This window comes from Flavobacterium sp. (genome assembly GCF_017985075.1).
In the GTDB taxonomy this organism is placed as follows: domain Bacteria; phylum Bacteroidota; class Bacteroidia; order Flavobacteriales; family Flavobacteriaceae; genus Flavobacterium.
The window spans coordinates 1-15,243 of sequence record NZ_JAGNYF010000042.1 but is presented as its reverse complement, the minus strand read 5'-3'; the positions used below and the strand labels follow the sequence as shown (position 1 = coordinate 15,243).

Sequence of the window (15,243 nt, the reverse complement as noted above, 5' to 3'; positions counted from 1 at the left end):
ACTACTTCGTTTTTAATCCAATCGTATCCTTTTTCTTCTAATTCTAATGCTAAAGAGGCATCGCCAGATTTAACGATTTTTCCATCCATTAAAACGTGTACAAAATCAGGAACTATATAATCTAATAATCTTTGGTAGTGCGTAATAACTAAAACGGCATTGGTTTCATTTTTTAGTTTGTTCACACCATTAGCAACAATACGTAAAGCATCAATATCTAAACCAGAATCTGTTTCGTCAAGAATAGCTAATTTTGGTTCTAACATCGCCATTTGAAAAATTTCATTACGTTTTTTCTCACCACCAGAAAATCCTTCGTTAAGTGAACGTGATAAAAATTTTCTGTCAATTTCTAACAATTCTGATTTTTCACGAATTAATTTCAACATTTCATTAGCAGGCATATCTTCTTGTCCACGTGCTTTACGCGATTCATTAATAGCCGTTTTCATAAAATTCGTTACCGAAACTCCAGGTATTTCTACCGGATATTGAAAAGATAAGAAAACCCCTTTATGAGCTCTTTCTTCTGGAGCTAATTCTGAAATATCTTCACCTTCTAAAATAATTTCGCCAGCAGTTACGTTATAGTTTTCGTTCCCAGCAATTATAGATGAAAGGGTACTTTTTCCAGCACCATTTGGTCCCATAATGGCGTGAACTTCTCCCGCTTTTACTTCTAAATTAATTCCTTTTAATATTTCCTTGTCTTCAACTGAAGCATGTAAGTTTTTAATTTGTAACATATTGTTTTTTTATTATTCGTAATGTCCTTTTAAAGACAAAATATTTAAAATTTCTATTGTGTTTTCGTCTATAACTTGATAAATGATTCGATGTTCTTGATTAATTCTTCTTGACCACTTTCCAGTTAACTGATATTTTAAAGGTTCAGGTTTTCCGATGCCTTCAAAAGGATGTTTTTGAATATCTTTAATTAAAGCAGAAATTTTATTCATTATTGCTTTATTGCCAGATTTTTTCCAAAATTCTCTGTCTTTTTGAGCTTTAACTGAATAGATTACTTCCACAAGTCTTCTAAATTTATCTTGACACCTTTACCATCTTTTATACTTTTTTCTGCATCCAAAATTTCTTTAACAAATTCTGGATTATATGGTTTTTCGATTTTATCAATAATTTCAAAACCAAGTGCTTTTGCTAAAGATTTTAAAACAGGAAAATCTTTTTTCTTAACGTTTTTTAAAACTAAATCCATAACTAATCTTTTTAAATTTTATCCCACACTTCCTTCTAAACTAATTTCCAATAATTTTTGAGCTTCCACAGCAAATTCCATTGGTAATTTATTTAAGACTTCTTTACTGAAACCATTTACTATTAAAGCAATTGCTTTTTCTGTTGGAATTCCTCTTTGGTTGCAATAAAATACTTGATCTTCTCCAATTTTTGAAGTCGTGGCTTCGTGTTCTATTTTTGCACTTGTATTTTTACTTTCTATATACGGAAAAGTATGTGCGCCACAATTATTACCCATAAGTAAACTATCACATTGCGAAAAGTTTCGGGCATTATCAGCGTTTTTACTTATTTGAACCAATCCACGGTAACTATTTTGAGATTTACCAGCTGAAATTCCTTTTGAAATAATGGTTGATTTAGTATTTTTACCTAAATGAATCATTTTTGTTCCCGTATCCGCTTGTTGGAAATTATTTGTTACAGCGATAGAGTAGAATTCACCAATAGAATTATCTCCTTTTAAAACACAAGATGGATATTTCCAAGTTACAGCAGAACCTGTTTCAACTTGTGTCCAAGATATTTTTGCGTTTTTCTCACATAAACCTCTTTTGGTTACAAAATTGAATACACCACCTTTACCTTCTTTATTTCCAGGATACCAGTTTTGAACGGTCGAATATTTTATTTCAGCATCGTCTAAAGCAATTAATTCTACAACCGCAGCGTGAAGTTGATTTTCATCACGACTTGGAGCTGTACATCCTTCAAGATAAGAGACATAACTTCCTTCGTCGGCAATTACTAAAGTTCTTTCAAACTGTCCTGTTCCTCCTTGATTAATTCTAAAATAAGTTGATAATTCCATTGGACATTTTACGCCTTTTGGAATATAACAAAAACTTCCATCAGAGAAAACGGCTGAATTTAAAGCTGCGTAAAAATTATCTTTTTGCGGTACAATAGTTCCTAAATACTTTTTAACTAATTCGGGATGTTCTTGAATGGCTTCTGAAATAGGACAAAAAATAATCCCTTTTTCACCTAATGTTTTTTTGAATGTGGTAGCTACTGAAACAGAATCAACTACTATATCCATTGCTACATTATTCATTTTTTTCTGTTCGTCAATAGAAATTCCAAGTTTTTTGTACATTTCTAATAATTCCGCATCAACATCATCTAATGTTTTATTTGGATCCGATTTTTTTGGTGCCGAATAATAGGCAATAGCTTGAAAATCTGGTTTTGTATACTTAACATTTGCCCATTCTGGTTCTTCCATTTGTTTCCAAGCGGCGAATGCTTCTAAACGCCAATCGGTCATCCATTGTGGTTCGTTTTTCTTTATAGAAATCGCACGTACAATGTCTTCGTTTAAACCAATAGGAAACGTTTCCGATTCTAATTCAGTATAAAATCCGTATTCGTATTCTTTATTTTCTAATTCGACTTTTAAATCGTCTTCTGTGTATTTACTCATTTTAATTATTTAAAGATTTAATAATTTAAAGATTGAAAAATTCTTTAAACTCATTAATCATTTATTTTGTATTTAATTTTGTGTTCAAATATTTTATGAAATTTGAAATATTCTGAGAAATTTCAATTGTCAGATTTAAACTTTTCTGTATTTCGTCTTCAGAACACAATTCTAATTCTTTTGCTAAAATTAGCATATTTCTTACTTCAGCACAACTTCCTTTTGCAATTTTTAAATATCTTACAAATTGCTTATTATTGTTATATTCTGATCCTTCTGCAATATTATTCGTTATTGAAACTACAGCTCTTTTTATTTGATCTTTAAAACCATATTCCTTATCCAATGAAGTGTTTTTTACTAAACTAAAAATTAGTTTCGTTAATACAACTCCCTTTTTGTGTACCTCAAACTCCTCAAAAGATTTTGTCATAATCTTTAAATCTTTAAATCATTGAATTTTTTAATCTATTGATTTAAAGCGAAAAACTTTCCCCACACCCACACGTTCTTTGTGCATTTGGATTGTTAAAAACAAACCCTTTTCCGTTTAAGCCTCCTGAGAATTCTAAAATAGTTCCAGCTAAATATAAAAATGATTTTTTTTCAACAGCAATTTTAACATTACTATCTTCGAAAACTTTATCATTTTCGCCTAACTCTTTATCAAATTTTAATTCATAAGAAAGTCCAGAACAACCGCCACTTTTTACACCAACACGGACATAATCAGTTGCAGCATCAAAACCTTCTTCTTTCATCATATCAATAATTTTTTTACTTGCAGATTCAGATACTTTTATCATAACTTAGTTATTAATTATATTTGTTACGTATTCCTTATTTTGATTTTGTCTAAATTAACTCTGCAAAGATAAACCATAAAAAACTTTTTACAAGGTTTATAACATTTTTATAACTTATATTTTCATAGTTTTCTTTTATTGAAAATTTTGTAATTTGGCAAAAAAAAATAAATCATGAAATTATATCCAATAGAAGCAGGAAATTTTAAGTTAGACGGCGGTGCTATGTTTGGTGTTGTTCCCAAAACAATATGGAATAAAACCAATCCTGCTGATGCTAATAATTTAATAGATATTGCCGCCAGATGTTTGCTAATTGAAGATGGAAATAAGCTTACATTAATAGATACCGGAATGGGAAATAAACAATCTGATAAGTTTTTTGGCTATTATTCTCTTTGGGGTGACGAAAGTTTAGACAAATCATTAGCTAAATATGGATTTCATAAAGATGATATCACAGATGTTTTTATGACGCATTTACACTTTGACCATTGTGGTGGTTCTGTAAATTGGAATCACGACAAAACAGGTTATGAAGTGGCTTTTAAAAATGCAAACTTTTGGACAAATAAAAACCATTGGGAATGGGCAACTCAACCTAATTCTCGTGAAAAAGCTTCTTTTTTAAATGAAAATATTTTGCCAATGCAAGAAAGCGGTCAGTTGAAATTTATAAATCGTACTGAGGGTGATTTTTTAACTACTTCAGAATTAGATTTTGGCATCTTTTTTGCTGATGGACATACCGAAAAACAAATGCTTCCGCATATTAATTACAAAGGAAAAACTATTGTTTTTTGTGCCGATTTATTAGCTACAGCTGGTCATATTCCTATTCCATATGTTATGGGATACGATACCAGACCGCTTTTAACTATGGATGAAAAAGCAAAATTTATGAATGCAGCTGCAGAAAATAATTATTATTTATTTTTAGAACACGATGCTCATAATGAAATAATAACTGTAGAAAAAACAGAAAAAGGGGTAAGATTAAAAGAAGTTTTTAGATGTGAAGATATCTTTTAATTTTTTTATTTGTAACAAACCTTTTGAAATACTTACTAATTATCAAATTAAATAAAATTATACGAATATGAAAATTCAATTTAAACCTTTATATCTATCATTTGCCTTAGCAATCGTTTTATCTGGTTGCGGATCTGCTAAAATGGTTTCAACTCCAGTTGAGAATATTGATAAAATGCCATTAAAAACAACGCCATTAAAAGAAAAAGACTTACAGCGTTGGAGTCATTTAGACATAATAAAAGACACCGTACCAGGTATGAGTGTGGATAAAGCGTATGCTGAAGTATTAAAAGGAAAAAAAGGAACGAAAGTGATTGTTGGTATTGTAGATTCTGGTGTAGATATTAATCACGAAGATTTAAAATCTGTTATTTGGACTAATCTCAAAGAAATTGCTGGAAATAATATTGACGATGATAAAAATGGGTATATTGATGATATTAATGGTTGGAATTTTTTAGGCGATGCTGTTCATGAGCAATTAGAAATGACGCGTATTGTAAAAAAAGGACCAAATACTCCTGATTATGAAAGAGCAAAAGCAAAATTAGAAGAAGATATTAAAGGATTGCAACAAGATAAGCAGCAATTAGATATGATTTTAAACGCTGAAAAAGCTATTAAATCGCATCTTAAAAAAGATAACTTTACTTTAGAGGAAGTTAAAAAAATTGATACTAAAGATCAAAGTTTGTTACAAGCAAAAGCGATGTTTTCTCAGTTTTTAACTGGAATGACTAAAGCTGATTTTGATAAAGAAATTATTGATTTTAAAGACCATGTTTATGGGCAATTAAATTATAATTTGAATGTAGCATACGATGGTAGAAAAATAGTTGGCGACAATCCAGATGATATTAAAGATACAAAATACGGTAACAATAATGTCGTAGGACCTGAGCCAAAAGAAGCAAAACATGGTACACATGTTGCAGGTATTGTAGCTCAAGTTAGAGGCAATAAAAAAGGTGGCGATGGAGTAGCAAGCTCTGTTGTTTCAATTATGGCAGTTCGAGCGGTTCCTGATGGTGATGAATACGATAAAGATATCGCATTAGCCATTCGTTATGCAGTAGATAATGGAGCAAAAGTAATCAATGGTTCTTTTGGAAAATATTTTTCTCAAAACAAAGAATGGGTTATAGATGCCATAAAATATGCGGCATCTAAAGATGTACTTGTAGTAATTGCTGCAGGAAACGAATCATATGATTTAGATGTAACTAATAAATATCCAAATGACACGTATGATGGTTCTCCTGAATTTGCTAATAACGTTTTAATTATTGGTGCACTTACTCCAGATTATGGGTCTAAAATGGTAGCTTCTTTTTCAAATTATGGAAAAAATAATGTTGATATTTTTGCACCAGGTGAAAAAATTTACGCAACTACTCCTTTAAATACCTACGAATATTTGCAAGGTACTTCAATGGCTTCACCAAATGTAGCCGGTGTTGCCGCATTAGTTCGTTCGTATTATTCTAGTTTGTCAGCCGTTCAGGTGAAACAAATTATTATGGAAAGTGGTACATCGTTAAAAAATATGATTTCTGTAGGTGAAGATAAAAAGAAAGTAAATTTTTCTGAAGTGTCTAAATCAGGAAAAATAGTAAACGCCTATAACGCCTTATTATTAGCTGAAAAAATGACAAAAAAATAATCAAATAAAAACAAATAATAACCACAAAGAGATACCTAGTCGTTTATCTTTGTGGTTTTCTTATTTAAGTCAAATTATTACAAATGAAAAATATATTTAAACATTTTTTAATTCTTTTAACAGGAATTTCCTTCGCACAAAACAATCCAAATTCAGGATATTGGCAACAACATGTTGATTATAAAATGAATGTGAATATGGATGTGAAAAAATACCAATATAAAGGAAATCAAGAACTAATTTACACAAATAATTCACCTGATACGTTGAAGAAAGTCTACTTTCATTTGTATCCAAATGCGTTTCAGCCAGGAAGTGCTATGGATATGCGTTTGCAAACTATTTCAGATCCAGACAAACGTATGGTTAGAAAATTTACAAAAGATAAAAAAGAAATTAAGGAAAGTAGAATAAGTACTTTGAAGCCAAACGAAATTGGATATTTGTTGGTTTCAAATTGCAAACAAAATGGAATTGCTGCGCAAAGTAGAGTAGTAGGGACTATTTTAGAAGTTACTTTGCCCCAAGCAATTTTACCTAAATCAAGTTCCGCTTTTACATTAGATTTTGATGGGCAAGTACCACTTCAAATTCGTCGTTCTGGAAGAAATTCAGAAGAAAATGTAGCGCTTTCCATGACACAATGGTATCCTAAAATGGCTGAATATGATTTTGAAGGCTGGCATGCAGACACCTATATAGCAAGAGAATTTCATGGTGTTTGGGGAAATTTTGATGTAAAAATTACTATTGATAAAGACTATACTATAGGAAGTACAGGTTATCTTCAAAATAAAAACGAAATTGGAAAAGGGTATGAAGACGCAGGTGTTGTGGTTACTTATCCGAAAAAAACATCATCATTAACTTGGCATTTCATAGCACCAAACGTTCATGATTTTGCTTGGGGTGCAGATCCAGAATACATTCATGATAAAATTATGGGTGAAAATGAAACAGAATTACACTTCTTCTATAAAAACAAAAAAGAGAACATAGAAAATTGGAAAAAAATGCAGCCTAAAACCGCTGAATTATTAGCCTATTTCAATAAAAATGTAGGACAATATCCGTACAAACAATATTCCGTTATTCAAGGTGGCGATGGTGGTATGGAATATGCTATGTGTACTTTGATTACAGGAAATAGAAGTTATGGCAGTTTGGTTGGTGTAACCGCTCATGAATTTGCGCATAGTTGGTTTCAACATATTTTGGCGACTAATGAATCAAAACATTGTTGGATGGATGAAGGTTTTACTTCATATATTTCTAATTTAGCTATGAACGAAATTTTACCTCCAAAAGAACCAGAAAGCCCGTTTGCAGATTCGTACAATAACTATGTTTTTTTAGCCAATTCAGGAAAAGAACAACCATTAACCACGCATGCGGATAGATACGATTTTAATCAATCGTATGGAATTGGGGCATATAGTAAAGGTGAAATATTCTTAGCACAATTGGGTTACGTTATTGGACAAGAAAATTTAGATAAAACGATTAAAAAATATTATTCGGATTATAAATTTACACATCCAACTCCAAATGATATTAAGCGAACTGCTGAAAAAGTTTCAGGTGCCAATTTAGATTGGTATTTAAACGAATGGACACAAACTACAAATACAATAGACTATACTATTAAGTCTGTAGAAAATAATAAAATCGTTTTAGAGAGAAAAGGGAGAATGCCGATGCCTCTTGATGTAATCGTAGAATTTGAAAACGGAACAAAAGAATATTTCTACATTCCAAATACGCTAATGCGCTGGGAAAAACCAAATCCGTATACATATAACAGAAACGTTTTATCAGGTTGGGATTGGGCGATTCCTACTTACACCATTGATATAAATTCAAATAAAGGTGCTATAAAATCAGTGGTTATTGATCCAAGTGATTTAATGGCAGATGTTAAAAAGGAAGACAATATATTTCCAAAAAAATAACAATTAGATAGCATATTACATTAAAAATAATACTATATTAGATTTTAAATTATTCGCAAATGCAAGATAAAACATTAATAGGTAGTGAAGAATGGTGTTCGTTCCCACAATTAGGAATTCCCGCAATAAAAGCTCGTGTCGATTCTGGAGCTAAAACATCTGCGTTACACGCTATTAATATCAAAGTATTTGATAAAAATGGAGAAGAATGGTTGAAATTTGATATCAATCCGATCCAAAATAATTCAAAATCAATCATTCATTGTGAAGCACAATTAGTAGATCAACGAATTGTAAAAAGTTCCAATGGTACCAGAGAGAAAAGATATGTAATTCGGACAGAAGTAGGATTAGGAAGTCATAATTGGCAAGTTGAGGTAACACTTACCAACAGAGATTCTATGGGTTTCAGAATGCTTTTAGGACGAGAAGCAATGGTGGGAAGATTGATAGTTGACCCCGAAAAAAAGTTTGAATTAGGTCAGCCAACAACAGAAAGTCTAAAAGAATTTTATTATAGTGAACCTGAGAAAAAAGGATTAAAAATTGGTCTATTAGCAAGTAACCCAGATTTATATAGCAACCGACGTATTATTGAAGCTGGAGAAATGCGTGGACATGAAATGCATTTTTTAAACATCAAATATTGTTATATGAAGTTAAGTGCTTCTAATCCTGAAATTCACTATAGAGGTGGTTTGGTTTTAAAAGATTTTGACGCCATTATCCCTCGTATTCGTCCAAGTATGACGTATTACGGATGTGCCTTAACCAGACAATTTGAAGCTCTAAAAGTGTATGCTTTAAACAATGCAGCAGCCATAACACAATCTCGAGATAAATTATTTTCACTTCAATTATTATTGAATAATGAAGTAGATATACCCACTACAGGTTTCGCAAATTCACCATTAGATACCGACGATTTAATAAAAATGGTAGGTGGTTCGCCATTAATTGTGAAATTACTTGAAGGAACACAAGGAAAAGGAGTAGTTTTAGCAGAAACTAAAAAAGCCGCTGAATCTGTTATTAATGCCTTTAAAAGTTTAAATGCTAATATCTTAGTACAAGAATTTATTAAGGAAGCTAACGGAAAAGATTTACGTTTGTTTGTTGTAGACGGAAAAGTAGTAGCTGCGATGCAACGAGAAGCGGCACCTGGCGAATTTCGTGCAAATATTCATTTAGGAGGTACGGCATCCATAGTTAAAGTTACCGCTGATGAAAAAAGAATTGCCATAAAAGCAGCCAAAGCGATGAATTTAAAAGTTGCAGGAGTAGATATTATTCGTTCATCTAAAGGACCTTTGTTATTAGAAGTGAATTCATCTCCTGGATTAGAAGGAATTGAAGGCGCCACTCAAAAAGATATTGCCGGTGAAATGATAAAAGCTATTGAAAAAAACTTTAAATGAAAATATAAACCAATTTAGCCCTTCCAAAAAAACCTACATGATTCAAAAAAAAACGTTACTAATTTTATTTTTGTTTTTGCAATTTCCCCAAATTTTTGCACAAGAACAAGAGATAATTAAAGCTTACAACAATAGATATATAGACAGTTCTGCATCTATTTTCAAGCAAAAAAAGATTTATCAAGAAGCATTTTCAAAAAAGAATAAGCAAGTAGAATGTATTTCAAACAGCTTTTTGGCATTAACGTATCTACGCTTAAAAAAGTTGCAACCTGCTAAAGAAGCCATTGAAAAAGCAAAAGCATTAATTCCTGAAATAAAGGATGCTACTACGTTAGGCTATTATTACTATGCACTTTATCGCTATAAATATTACATTGATGAAATTGATTTTGGTGAAGATTTACTCAAATCATTAACTTATTTTGAACAAACTAAAAATTATACTTTTGCAGCGTTAAGTGCCATTGGTATTGCGTATTCTGGTGAATTTATTAACAAGAAATTTCTTGATAAAGCTACTATTTATGCTTTAAAATCAAACAATAGGGATGTGAAATTAGAGGCTCAAATTTGTAATTCAACCTATCTCAAACAGCAATTTGAAACTAACTCAAAAGTAGTACCTATTGAAAAAGTAATTGCTTCTTTTGAAAAAACAATTCAACTAGCAAATCAAAACTCGTTAAACAAAATGAATGTTGCTGTTGCTTATCTAAATTACGCAAATTTTTTAGTAGCAACTAACCACTCTGAAACTAAAATTTTATTTTTAGTAAATGAAGCTTTAACTTATGCAGAAAAATATGGGATAGTAAGTGTTGTTAGAAATTGTTATGGTATTAAAGGACTTCTTTATCAAAACAATCGCAAATTAAATGACGCAGAAAACAGCTTTTTAAAGGGTATTTCTTATTTAAAAACCCTTCCTTTTAAAGAATATGAAACCGAAACAAAATTTTATACTAATTTAAAGGAAATTGCCGCATTAAAAAAAGATTTTATTGCCTATCATAAATATGATGTGTTATTTCAAGAGGCTACGAATTTTGCAAATAAAAATGAAAGAGAAAATGCAATTCAAAATGCTATGGCTAAATATGATTTGCAAAATAAAGAAGAAAAAATCACTTTACTTTCCAGAAAAAACCAACTTAAAGATGGACTAATACTTTTATCACTAATTGCAATTTTATTAGGTATAGGCTTATTTATTTATTACAGAAAATCAACTATTATTAAACAAATATATTTAGAACAAAAAAAGAATAAACTTCAAAAAGAAAAGGAACAAACCCAGAAAGAACTCATAAATAGTGTCCTGCATTTAGAAAAGAAAAATGAAATTTTAAATGAACTTAAAGATAAATTATTAGTTCAAAATAAAGAACAGCATGCCACTATTAATACTACAATTTTTAAAACAATTGATGCAGGTTTAGCTGTAGATGATGATTTTGAAAAATTTAAAAATAATTTCAATACTATTTACCCTGACTTTTTTAATCGTTTACAAGAAAAAGCCAATCTTTCGCTTACCCAATTGGATCTTAAATACTGCGGATTTATATTGATGAAAGTAACTAATAAAGAAATGGCTTCTCAAATGAACGTTGAACCAAAAAGTATTCGGATGGCGCGTTACAGAATTAAACAAAAACTACAACTTTCTAAAAACGAAGATTTAGATGCATTTATTCAAAGCACAAAATAGCGTTTTTTTAAATATCTTATTTTCAGTAAATTAACATTATTGTAGTCGTTTAATAGACACGCTTTTTTTTGCAATAGACGCTTTATAGACTCCTGTTATTATTGTTTTAATAGTAATAAAAATAGTTTTGCTTCATAATTTTAAAACATAAAATCATGAACAAAAAAACAGCATCTATTGTTTCTTACATTACCATCATAGGATGGTTAATTTCTTATTTAAGTACAAAAGACCAACAAAGAGATTCGTTGGTTAAATTCCATCTAAAACAATCTTTCGGTTTAGCAATTGTTACCATATTTTTTAATATTGTAACCACCATTATTGCAATAGTTATTCCTGCAATCGCAACAATTCTTTCATTGGTTGGATTAGTGTTTTTTATTTTAATGATTATTGGAATTATTAATGCAAATAAAGAACAAGAAACGCCACTTCCTGTTATTGGAAAATTATTTACGTCAAAATTTAATTTTATTTAATCTTTTTAAATTGAATTAGATGAAAGCCCCTTTTATTGAAATTATTGAAGCCACTACTCCAGATCCCAATCTGTTAATGTGGAAATATACTGACGAAGACCAAGAAATTAAAAACGGTGCGAAGTTAACCGTGAGGGAAACCCAACACGCCATGTTTCTTAATGAAGGACAATTGGCAGATGTTTTTGGACCTGGATTGCACACACTTTCCACAGAAAATATTCCGCTTTTGAGCCGATTAAAAGGTTGGAAATACGGTTTTGAAAGTCCTTTTAAAGCCGATATCTACTTTTTCAACACGCATCAATTCATCAATAATAAATGGGGAACGCCAGCCCCTATTTTGATGAAAGATCCCGAATTTGGACAAGTACGTATTCGTGCCTTTGGAAGTTTTGATTTTAAAATTGCTGATGTAGCAACTTTTTTCCGTCAATATTGCGGTACCTATTTTCAACTGACTTTGTTTGAACTCCAAGCTCAATTGCGCGATTTTGTGGCTCCAAAATTTGGAGAAGTCCTTGCCAATCAAAATTTAGCCGTTACCGATGTGGCAGGAAATATTTCGGATTTAAGTAAACGAGTAGAGCCTGAACTAAAAACCTACTTTTCGCAATTGGGAATTGAATTGACGCAATTCATTATCACAAGTGTAACCTTGCCCGAAGAAGTAACGGCACATTACGACAAAATGACCAATATCAATATGGTAAAGGACATGGATAAGTTTACCCAGTTCAACACCGCATCAGCTATTGGCGATGGTAAAAGTGGTTTGAATGATGCCGTACAACAAGGCGCGATGCTCAATATGATGATGCAACAAATGCAAAATCAAGCTCCTGTTGCTGCTGTCGAAGATATTCCTGTTAAATTAAAACAACTCAAAGATTTATTTGATGCAGGTGTTTTAGACGAAGAAGAATTCAAAACAAAAAAAGCCGATTTACTAAGCAAATTATAAACTGTTATGGAAGAGAAAAAACCACTTTCATTTGTTGAGAAAATGAAGCTGAAAGCCCAAAGCCAAAAATCGTATGGAATTGACGAAAATAATGCGTTTAAAGAAGCTAAACTAGGTGCCGCTGATTGCCCTAATTGTGGTGCAGGACGTGCCAAACAAGACGGATTGACGCATTGTGCCTACTGCGGTCACGAATTCATTTCAGTTGAAATTACTGACGGATTATTTTTAAAAAAAGAAGACAACTCAAAACAGTAAATTATGTTCGGATTATTCAATAAAAACAACAACGAAAGCAATGTTTCCTTTTCATCAGAATGGTTGCCTCAAATTCAAGAAAACCAACAACGTTTTTTTGATTTTTTAGACAAAATTGAAATACGAATGCAGGAACTTACTGAAGCCGCAATTCCTGAATTGACCGAAATGCGAAACAGCACAGAGGAAAGTTTCAAGATGGATTTTCATCGTATGAAATCAGGGATTGACGGGCAATTAGAAAACATTCGCAAAAAGGTGTATGACGTTCATGATGATAAAATTTTAGATGTGTATCATGAAATTAAGCACAACTATTCGCCCAAAGACAAAGACAGAGATGTATTAGATGCTTTCCGAAATGATTGTAGAAGCCGATATAATTTATTTGAAGAGAAATATCAAGCTGCTAGAAATGCCGTTGACGCGACTGATTATGAAGATTATGAAATTGCGTACCAAAAAGTATTAGATGAATACGCTGCCATCAAAGATAAATTTCATTGTAAACAATGCGGAAGCCCTATTTCTATTGAAAAAATATTCTTTATCAACGTGCATTTGAATTGTTCAGCTTGTCAAACGCAAAATACCTTTGAGCCGAGTACGCAAGCCCGAATGTTGCAACATTTTGCACAAGATTTGGCACATCAAAGAGCTTCAGATTTATATGAAAAATACGAGAAAGAATCCCAAAAAGAGCGGTTCTATTATCATGAAATGCATCCGCTTAAATTAAGTCTGAATTTTGAAAAAGACAGTAAAATTAAAGCTGAAACCGAAGCCAAAATAGCTGATTTGGAAGCCAAAAGGCAAGAATCAATTAAAAATACGCCTTTATTTAAAATCGACTATTTGCAGAAAAAATTTGCCGAATGGAAAAAAATCACACCTGATTTGGCAGACCATTTGGAAACTCGTTTACAAAATGAATTAACAAGTATATATAATAATTAATCCCTAAATCTACCCCTTATGTTAAACAATTTATTTGGCTCATCAAAGAGCAACGAAGAAAATCAAAATCAAGAAAACAACCAATTTGAAAACGATGATTTTGAAAATGAATATTTCGAATTAGAATACGACCCAGAAACACTTCATGGAACACATTATGATGTTGATGATTTTGAAGACGAAGTAGAACGATTAGCCCAAGATTGGATTGAACAAGAAGGCATAACGAGTCAAAGCGAAATCAACAATGTGTATTTCAACTATCGTAGAGATGTTTATATGGCTTGGAATGAGTGTGATTCAGATCAATTTATTCGATTTGATAACAAAAATTCCATAGCTCATCATGGTTTTGCTACAATGGGTAATGCTGTTGAAGATGAATCAAATCCTTTATTGGCAGCAGTTCATGGTATTTCTTTAAGAGATTATGCTGCTATTTGCGCAAAATTAGGTTCAGGTGCTGCTGAGAATGACATTTACAACGCTTTTGGAATTGATGCTACAATTTGGGGCGAAGTCAATACAGTATGGCCTGCTCGAATGGCAGAGGATACTACTTATAGCGTGTCCGTTTTGTTTGGTCAATATTATGGAGAAGCCGACCAACATCCTAAACTTCAAGGTCTTAAATCCAATTTATCCGAAGAAGGAGAAGCTAACTTAGAACGTTTGAAAAACGACGTGTATTTCTATTATGAACTATCTGGTGCACGTCAAGCGGCTTATGAATATGGTATGGATGGTGCACAATGGATTTTGGATAATTTTGGTGTCGGACTAGGAGATTTTCAATCGGTTGCCATGAAATATATGGAGATTCAAAACCAAAATTTCGATTCCAATTATGTTCGTGAGTGCATGGATTATCAAGATGAAAAACAAAAAGAGTATGCAGAGAAATTCGCATCAGAACAAGGGGGAAATGTTGCTGATGACGTAGATTTTTAGACCTTAAATCTATTCGCTTTGTCAAAATTTTCCTAAGTTTTGACAAAGCTATTTTTTTTTAATACAATTGTATATGTTTTTAATATAAAATATGTACGTTTGAAGAAAAAAAATGTTTGCATATTTAGATATTGTATTTCGAAGTATTGCTGTATATTTTTTTATGGTAGTTGCTTTGCGCATTTTTGGTAAAAAAGAACTATCACAATTAAATCCTGCAGATATTGTACTAATTTTATTAATTAGTAACGCCGTTCAAAATGCAATGGTGGGAAGCGACATTAGCCTAGAAGGTGGAATAATTGCTGCGTTTTCTTTGTTTTCTATTAATTTTATTTTCAAAAAAGTTTTAAATAA

General features: G+C 31.5%; 16 protein-coding genes and 1 pseudogene. 11 read left to right on the top strand and 6 right to left on the bottom strand.

Annotated features, from left to right (window positions below; genetic code table 11):
• The 6 genes from sufC to KA468_RS08280 form a co-directional block, all read right to left on the bottom strand.
• Positions 1-746, bottom strand: a 746-nt coding sequence (gene sufC, locus KA468_RS08305) for a Fe-S cluster assembly ATPase SufC (protein WP_291242481.1), incomplete at its 3' end; no start/stop codon positions are given.
• A 12-nt stretch (positions 747-758) separates the two neighbouring features.
• Positions 759-1,031 carry a Txe/YoeB family addiction module toxin gene (locus KA468_RS08300; protein ID WP_291242480.1) on the bottom strand — a complete coding sequence of 91 codons (273 nt, stop codon included), beginning with the start codon at positions 1,029-1,031 and terminating at the stop codon, positions 759-761.
• Complete coding sequence (locus KA468_RS08295; RefSeq protein WP_291242479.1) at positions 1,022-1,219, bottom strand: DUF2683 family protein; 198 nt, start codon at positions 1,217-1,219, stop codon at positions 1,022-1,024. The genes KA468_RS08300 and KA468_RS08295 overlap by 10 nt, the downstream gene beginning before the upstream one ends.
• Positions 1,220-1,237: 18 nt before the next feature.
• A complete protein-coding gene (gene sufB, locus KA468_RS08290) occupies positions 1,238-2,686 on the bottom strand; it encodes a Fe-S cluster assembly protein SufB (protein WP_291242478.1) in 1,449 nt (482 codons plus the stop codon).
• A 61-nt stretch (positions 2,687-2,747) separates the two neighbouring features.
• Positions 2,748-3,119, bottom strand: coding sequence for a four helix bundle protein (locus KA468_RS08285; protein ID WP_291242477.1), 372 nt, complete (start codon positions 3,117-3,119; stop codon positions 2,748-2,750).
• 43 nt (positions 3,120-3,162) lie between these two features.
• Positions 3,163-3,492, bottom strand: coding sequence for an iron-sulfur cluster assembly accessory protein (locus KA468_RS08280; protein ID WP_291242476.1), 330 nt, complete (start codon positions 3,490-3,492; stop codon positions 3,163-3,165).
• Positions 3,493-3,666: 174 nt separating this feature from the next.
• Between KA468_RS08280 and KA468_RS08275 the strand changes: the two genes are divergently transcribed.
• The 11 genes and pseudogenes from KA468_RS08275 to KA468_RS08225 all read left to right on the top strand — a co-directional run.
• Positions 3,667-4,524, top strand: coding sequence for an MBL fold metallo-hydrolase (locus KA468_RS08275; RefSeq protein WP_291242475.1), 858 nt, complete (start codon positions 3,667-3,669; stop codon positions 4,522-4,524).
• A 67-nt stretch (positions 4,525-4,591) separates the two neighbouring features.
• Entirely contained in the window at positions 4,592-6,190 is a 1,599-nt protein-coding gene (locus KA468_RS08270) for a S8 family peptidase (RefSeq protein WP_291242474.1), read from the top strand.
• Positions 6,191-6,273: 83 nt separating this feature from the next.
• Positions 6,274-8,142, top strand: coding sequence for a M1 family metallopeptidase (locus KA468_RS08265; RefSeq protein WP_291242473.1), 1,869 nt, complete (start codon positions 6,274-6,276; stop codon positions 8,140-8,142).
• Between the two features lie 59 nt (positions 8,143-8,201).
• Positions 8,202-9,560 (top strand): 30S ribosomal protein S6--L-glutamate ligase, encoded by a 1,359-nt coding sequence (gene rimK, locus KA468_RS08260; RefSeq protein WP_291242472.1) that lies wholly within the window; start codon positions 8,202-8,204, stop codon positions 9,558-9,560.
• A gap of 37 nt (positions 9,561-9,597) precedes the next feature.
• Positions 9,598-11,274, top strand: a complete 1,677-nt coding sequence (locus KA468_RS08255; RefSeq protein ID WP_291242471.1) for a hypothetical protein — start codon at positions 9,598-9,600, stop codon at positions 11,272-11,274.
• Positions 11,275-11,429: 155 nt separating this feature from the next.
• On the top strand, positions 11,430-11,756 hold the full coding sequence (locus KA468_RS08250) for a DUF4870 domain-containing protein (RefSeq protein ID WP_291242470.1): 327 nt from the start codon (positions 11,430-11,432) through the stop codon (positions 11,754-11,756).
• Positions 11,757-11,775: 19 nt separating this feature from the next.
• Positions 11,776-12,720, top strand: coding sequence for an SPFH domain-containing protein (locus KA468_RS08245; protein ID WP_291242469.1), 945 nt, complete (start codon positions 11,776-11,778; stop codon positions 12,718-12,720).
• A gap of 6 nt (positions 12,721-12,726) precedes the next feature.
• The gene (locus KA468_RS08240) at positions 12,727-12,978 is read left to right on the top strand and encodes a hypothetical protein (RefSeq protein WP_291242468.1); all 252 of its coding nucleotides are present in this window, start codon (positions 12,727-12,729) and stop codon (positions 12,976-12,978) included.
• 3 nt (positions 12,979-12,981) lie between these two features.
• The gene (locus KA468_RS08235; RefSeq protein WP_291242467.1) at positions 12,982-13,935 is read left to right on the top strand and encodes a hypothetical protein; all 954 of its coding nucleotides are present in this window, start codon (positions 12,982-12,984) and stop codon (positions 13,933-13,935) included.
• A gap of 18 nt (positions 13,936-13,953) precedes the next feature.
• Positions 13,954-14,886, top strand: coding sequence for a DUF6620 family protein (locus tag KA468_RS08230; RefSeq protein WP_291242466.1), 933 nt, complete (start codon positions 13,954-13,956; stop codon positions 14,884-14,886).
• A 112-nt stretch (positions 14,887-14,998) separates the two neighbouring features.
• Positions 14,999-15,243 (top strand): annotated as a pseudogene (locus KA468_RS08225) (DUF421 domain-containing protein); the annotation flags it as partial.

What these genes read in the sequence shown, in the direction of transcription:
- KA468_RS08295 (WP_291242479.1), bottom strand. Translation starts at nt 1,219, where the DNA reads ATGGATTTAGTTTTAAAAAACGTTAAGAAAAAAGATTTTCCTGTTTTA.
- sufB (WP_291242478.1), bottom strand. Translation starts at nt 2,686, where the DNA reads ATGAGTAAATACACAGAAGACGATTTAAAAGTCGAATTAGAAAATAAA.
- KA468_RS08285 (WP_291242477.1), bottom strand. Translation starts at nt 3,119, where the DNA reads ATGACAAAATCTTTTGAGGAGTTTGAGGTACACAAAAAGGGAGTTGTA.
- KA468_RS08280 (WP_291242476.1), bottom strand. Translation starts at nt 3,492, where the DNA reads ATGATAAAAGTATCTGAATCTGCAAGTAAAAAAATTATTGATATGATG.
- KA468_RS08275 (WP_291242475.1), top strand. Translation starts at nt 3,667, where the DNA reads ATGAAATTATATCCAATAGAAGCAGGAAATTTTAAGTTAGACGGCGGT.
- KA468_RS08270 (WP_291242474.1), top strand. Translation starts at nt 4,592, where the DNA reads ATGAAAATTCAATTTAAACCTTTATATCTATCATTTGCCTTAGCAATC.
- KA468_RS08265 (WP_291242473.1), top strand. Translation starts at nt 6,274, where the DNA reads ATGAAAAATATATTTAAACATTTTTTAATTCTTTTAACAGGAATTTCC.
- rimK (WP_291242472.1), top strand. Translation starts at nt 8,202, where the DNA reads ATGCAAGATAAAACATTAATAGGTAGTGAAGAATGGTGTTCGTTCCCA.
- KA468_RS08255 (WP_291242471.1), top strand. Translation starts at nt 9,598, where the DNA reads ATGATTCAAAAAAAAACGTTACTAATTTTATTTTTGTTTTTGCAATTT.
- KA468_RS08250 (WP_291242470.1), top strand. Translation starts at nt 11,430, where the DNA reads ATGAACAAAAAAACAGCATCTATTGTTTCTTACATTACCATCATAGGA.
- KA468_RS08245 (WP_291242469.1), top strand. Translation starts at nt 11,776, where the DNA reads ATGAAAGCCCCTTTTATTGAAATTATTGAAGCCACTACTCCAGATCCC.
- KA468_RS08240 (WP_291242468.1), top strand. Translation starts at nt 12,727, where the DNA reads ATGGAAGAGAAAAAACCACTTTCATTTGTTGAGAAAATGAAGCTGAAA.
- KA468_RS08235 (WP_291242467.1), top strand. Translation starts at nt 12,982, where the DNA reads ATGTTCGGATTATTCAATAAAAACAACAACGAAAGCAATGTTTCCTTT.
- KA468_RS08230 (WP_291242466.1), top strand. Translation starts at nt 13,954, where the DNA reads ATGTTAAACAATTTATTTGGCTCATCAAAGAGCAACGAAGAAAATCAA.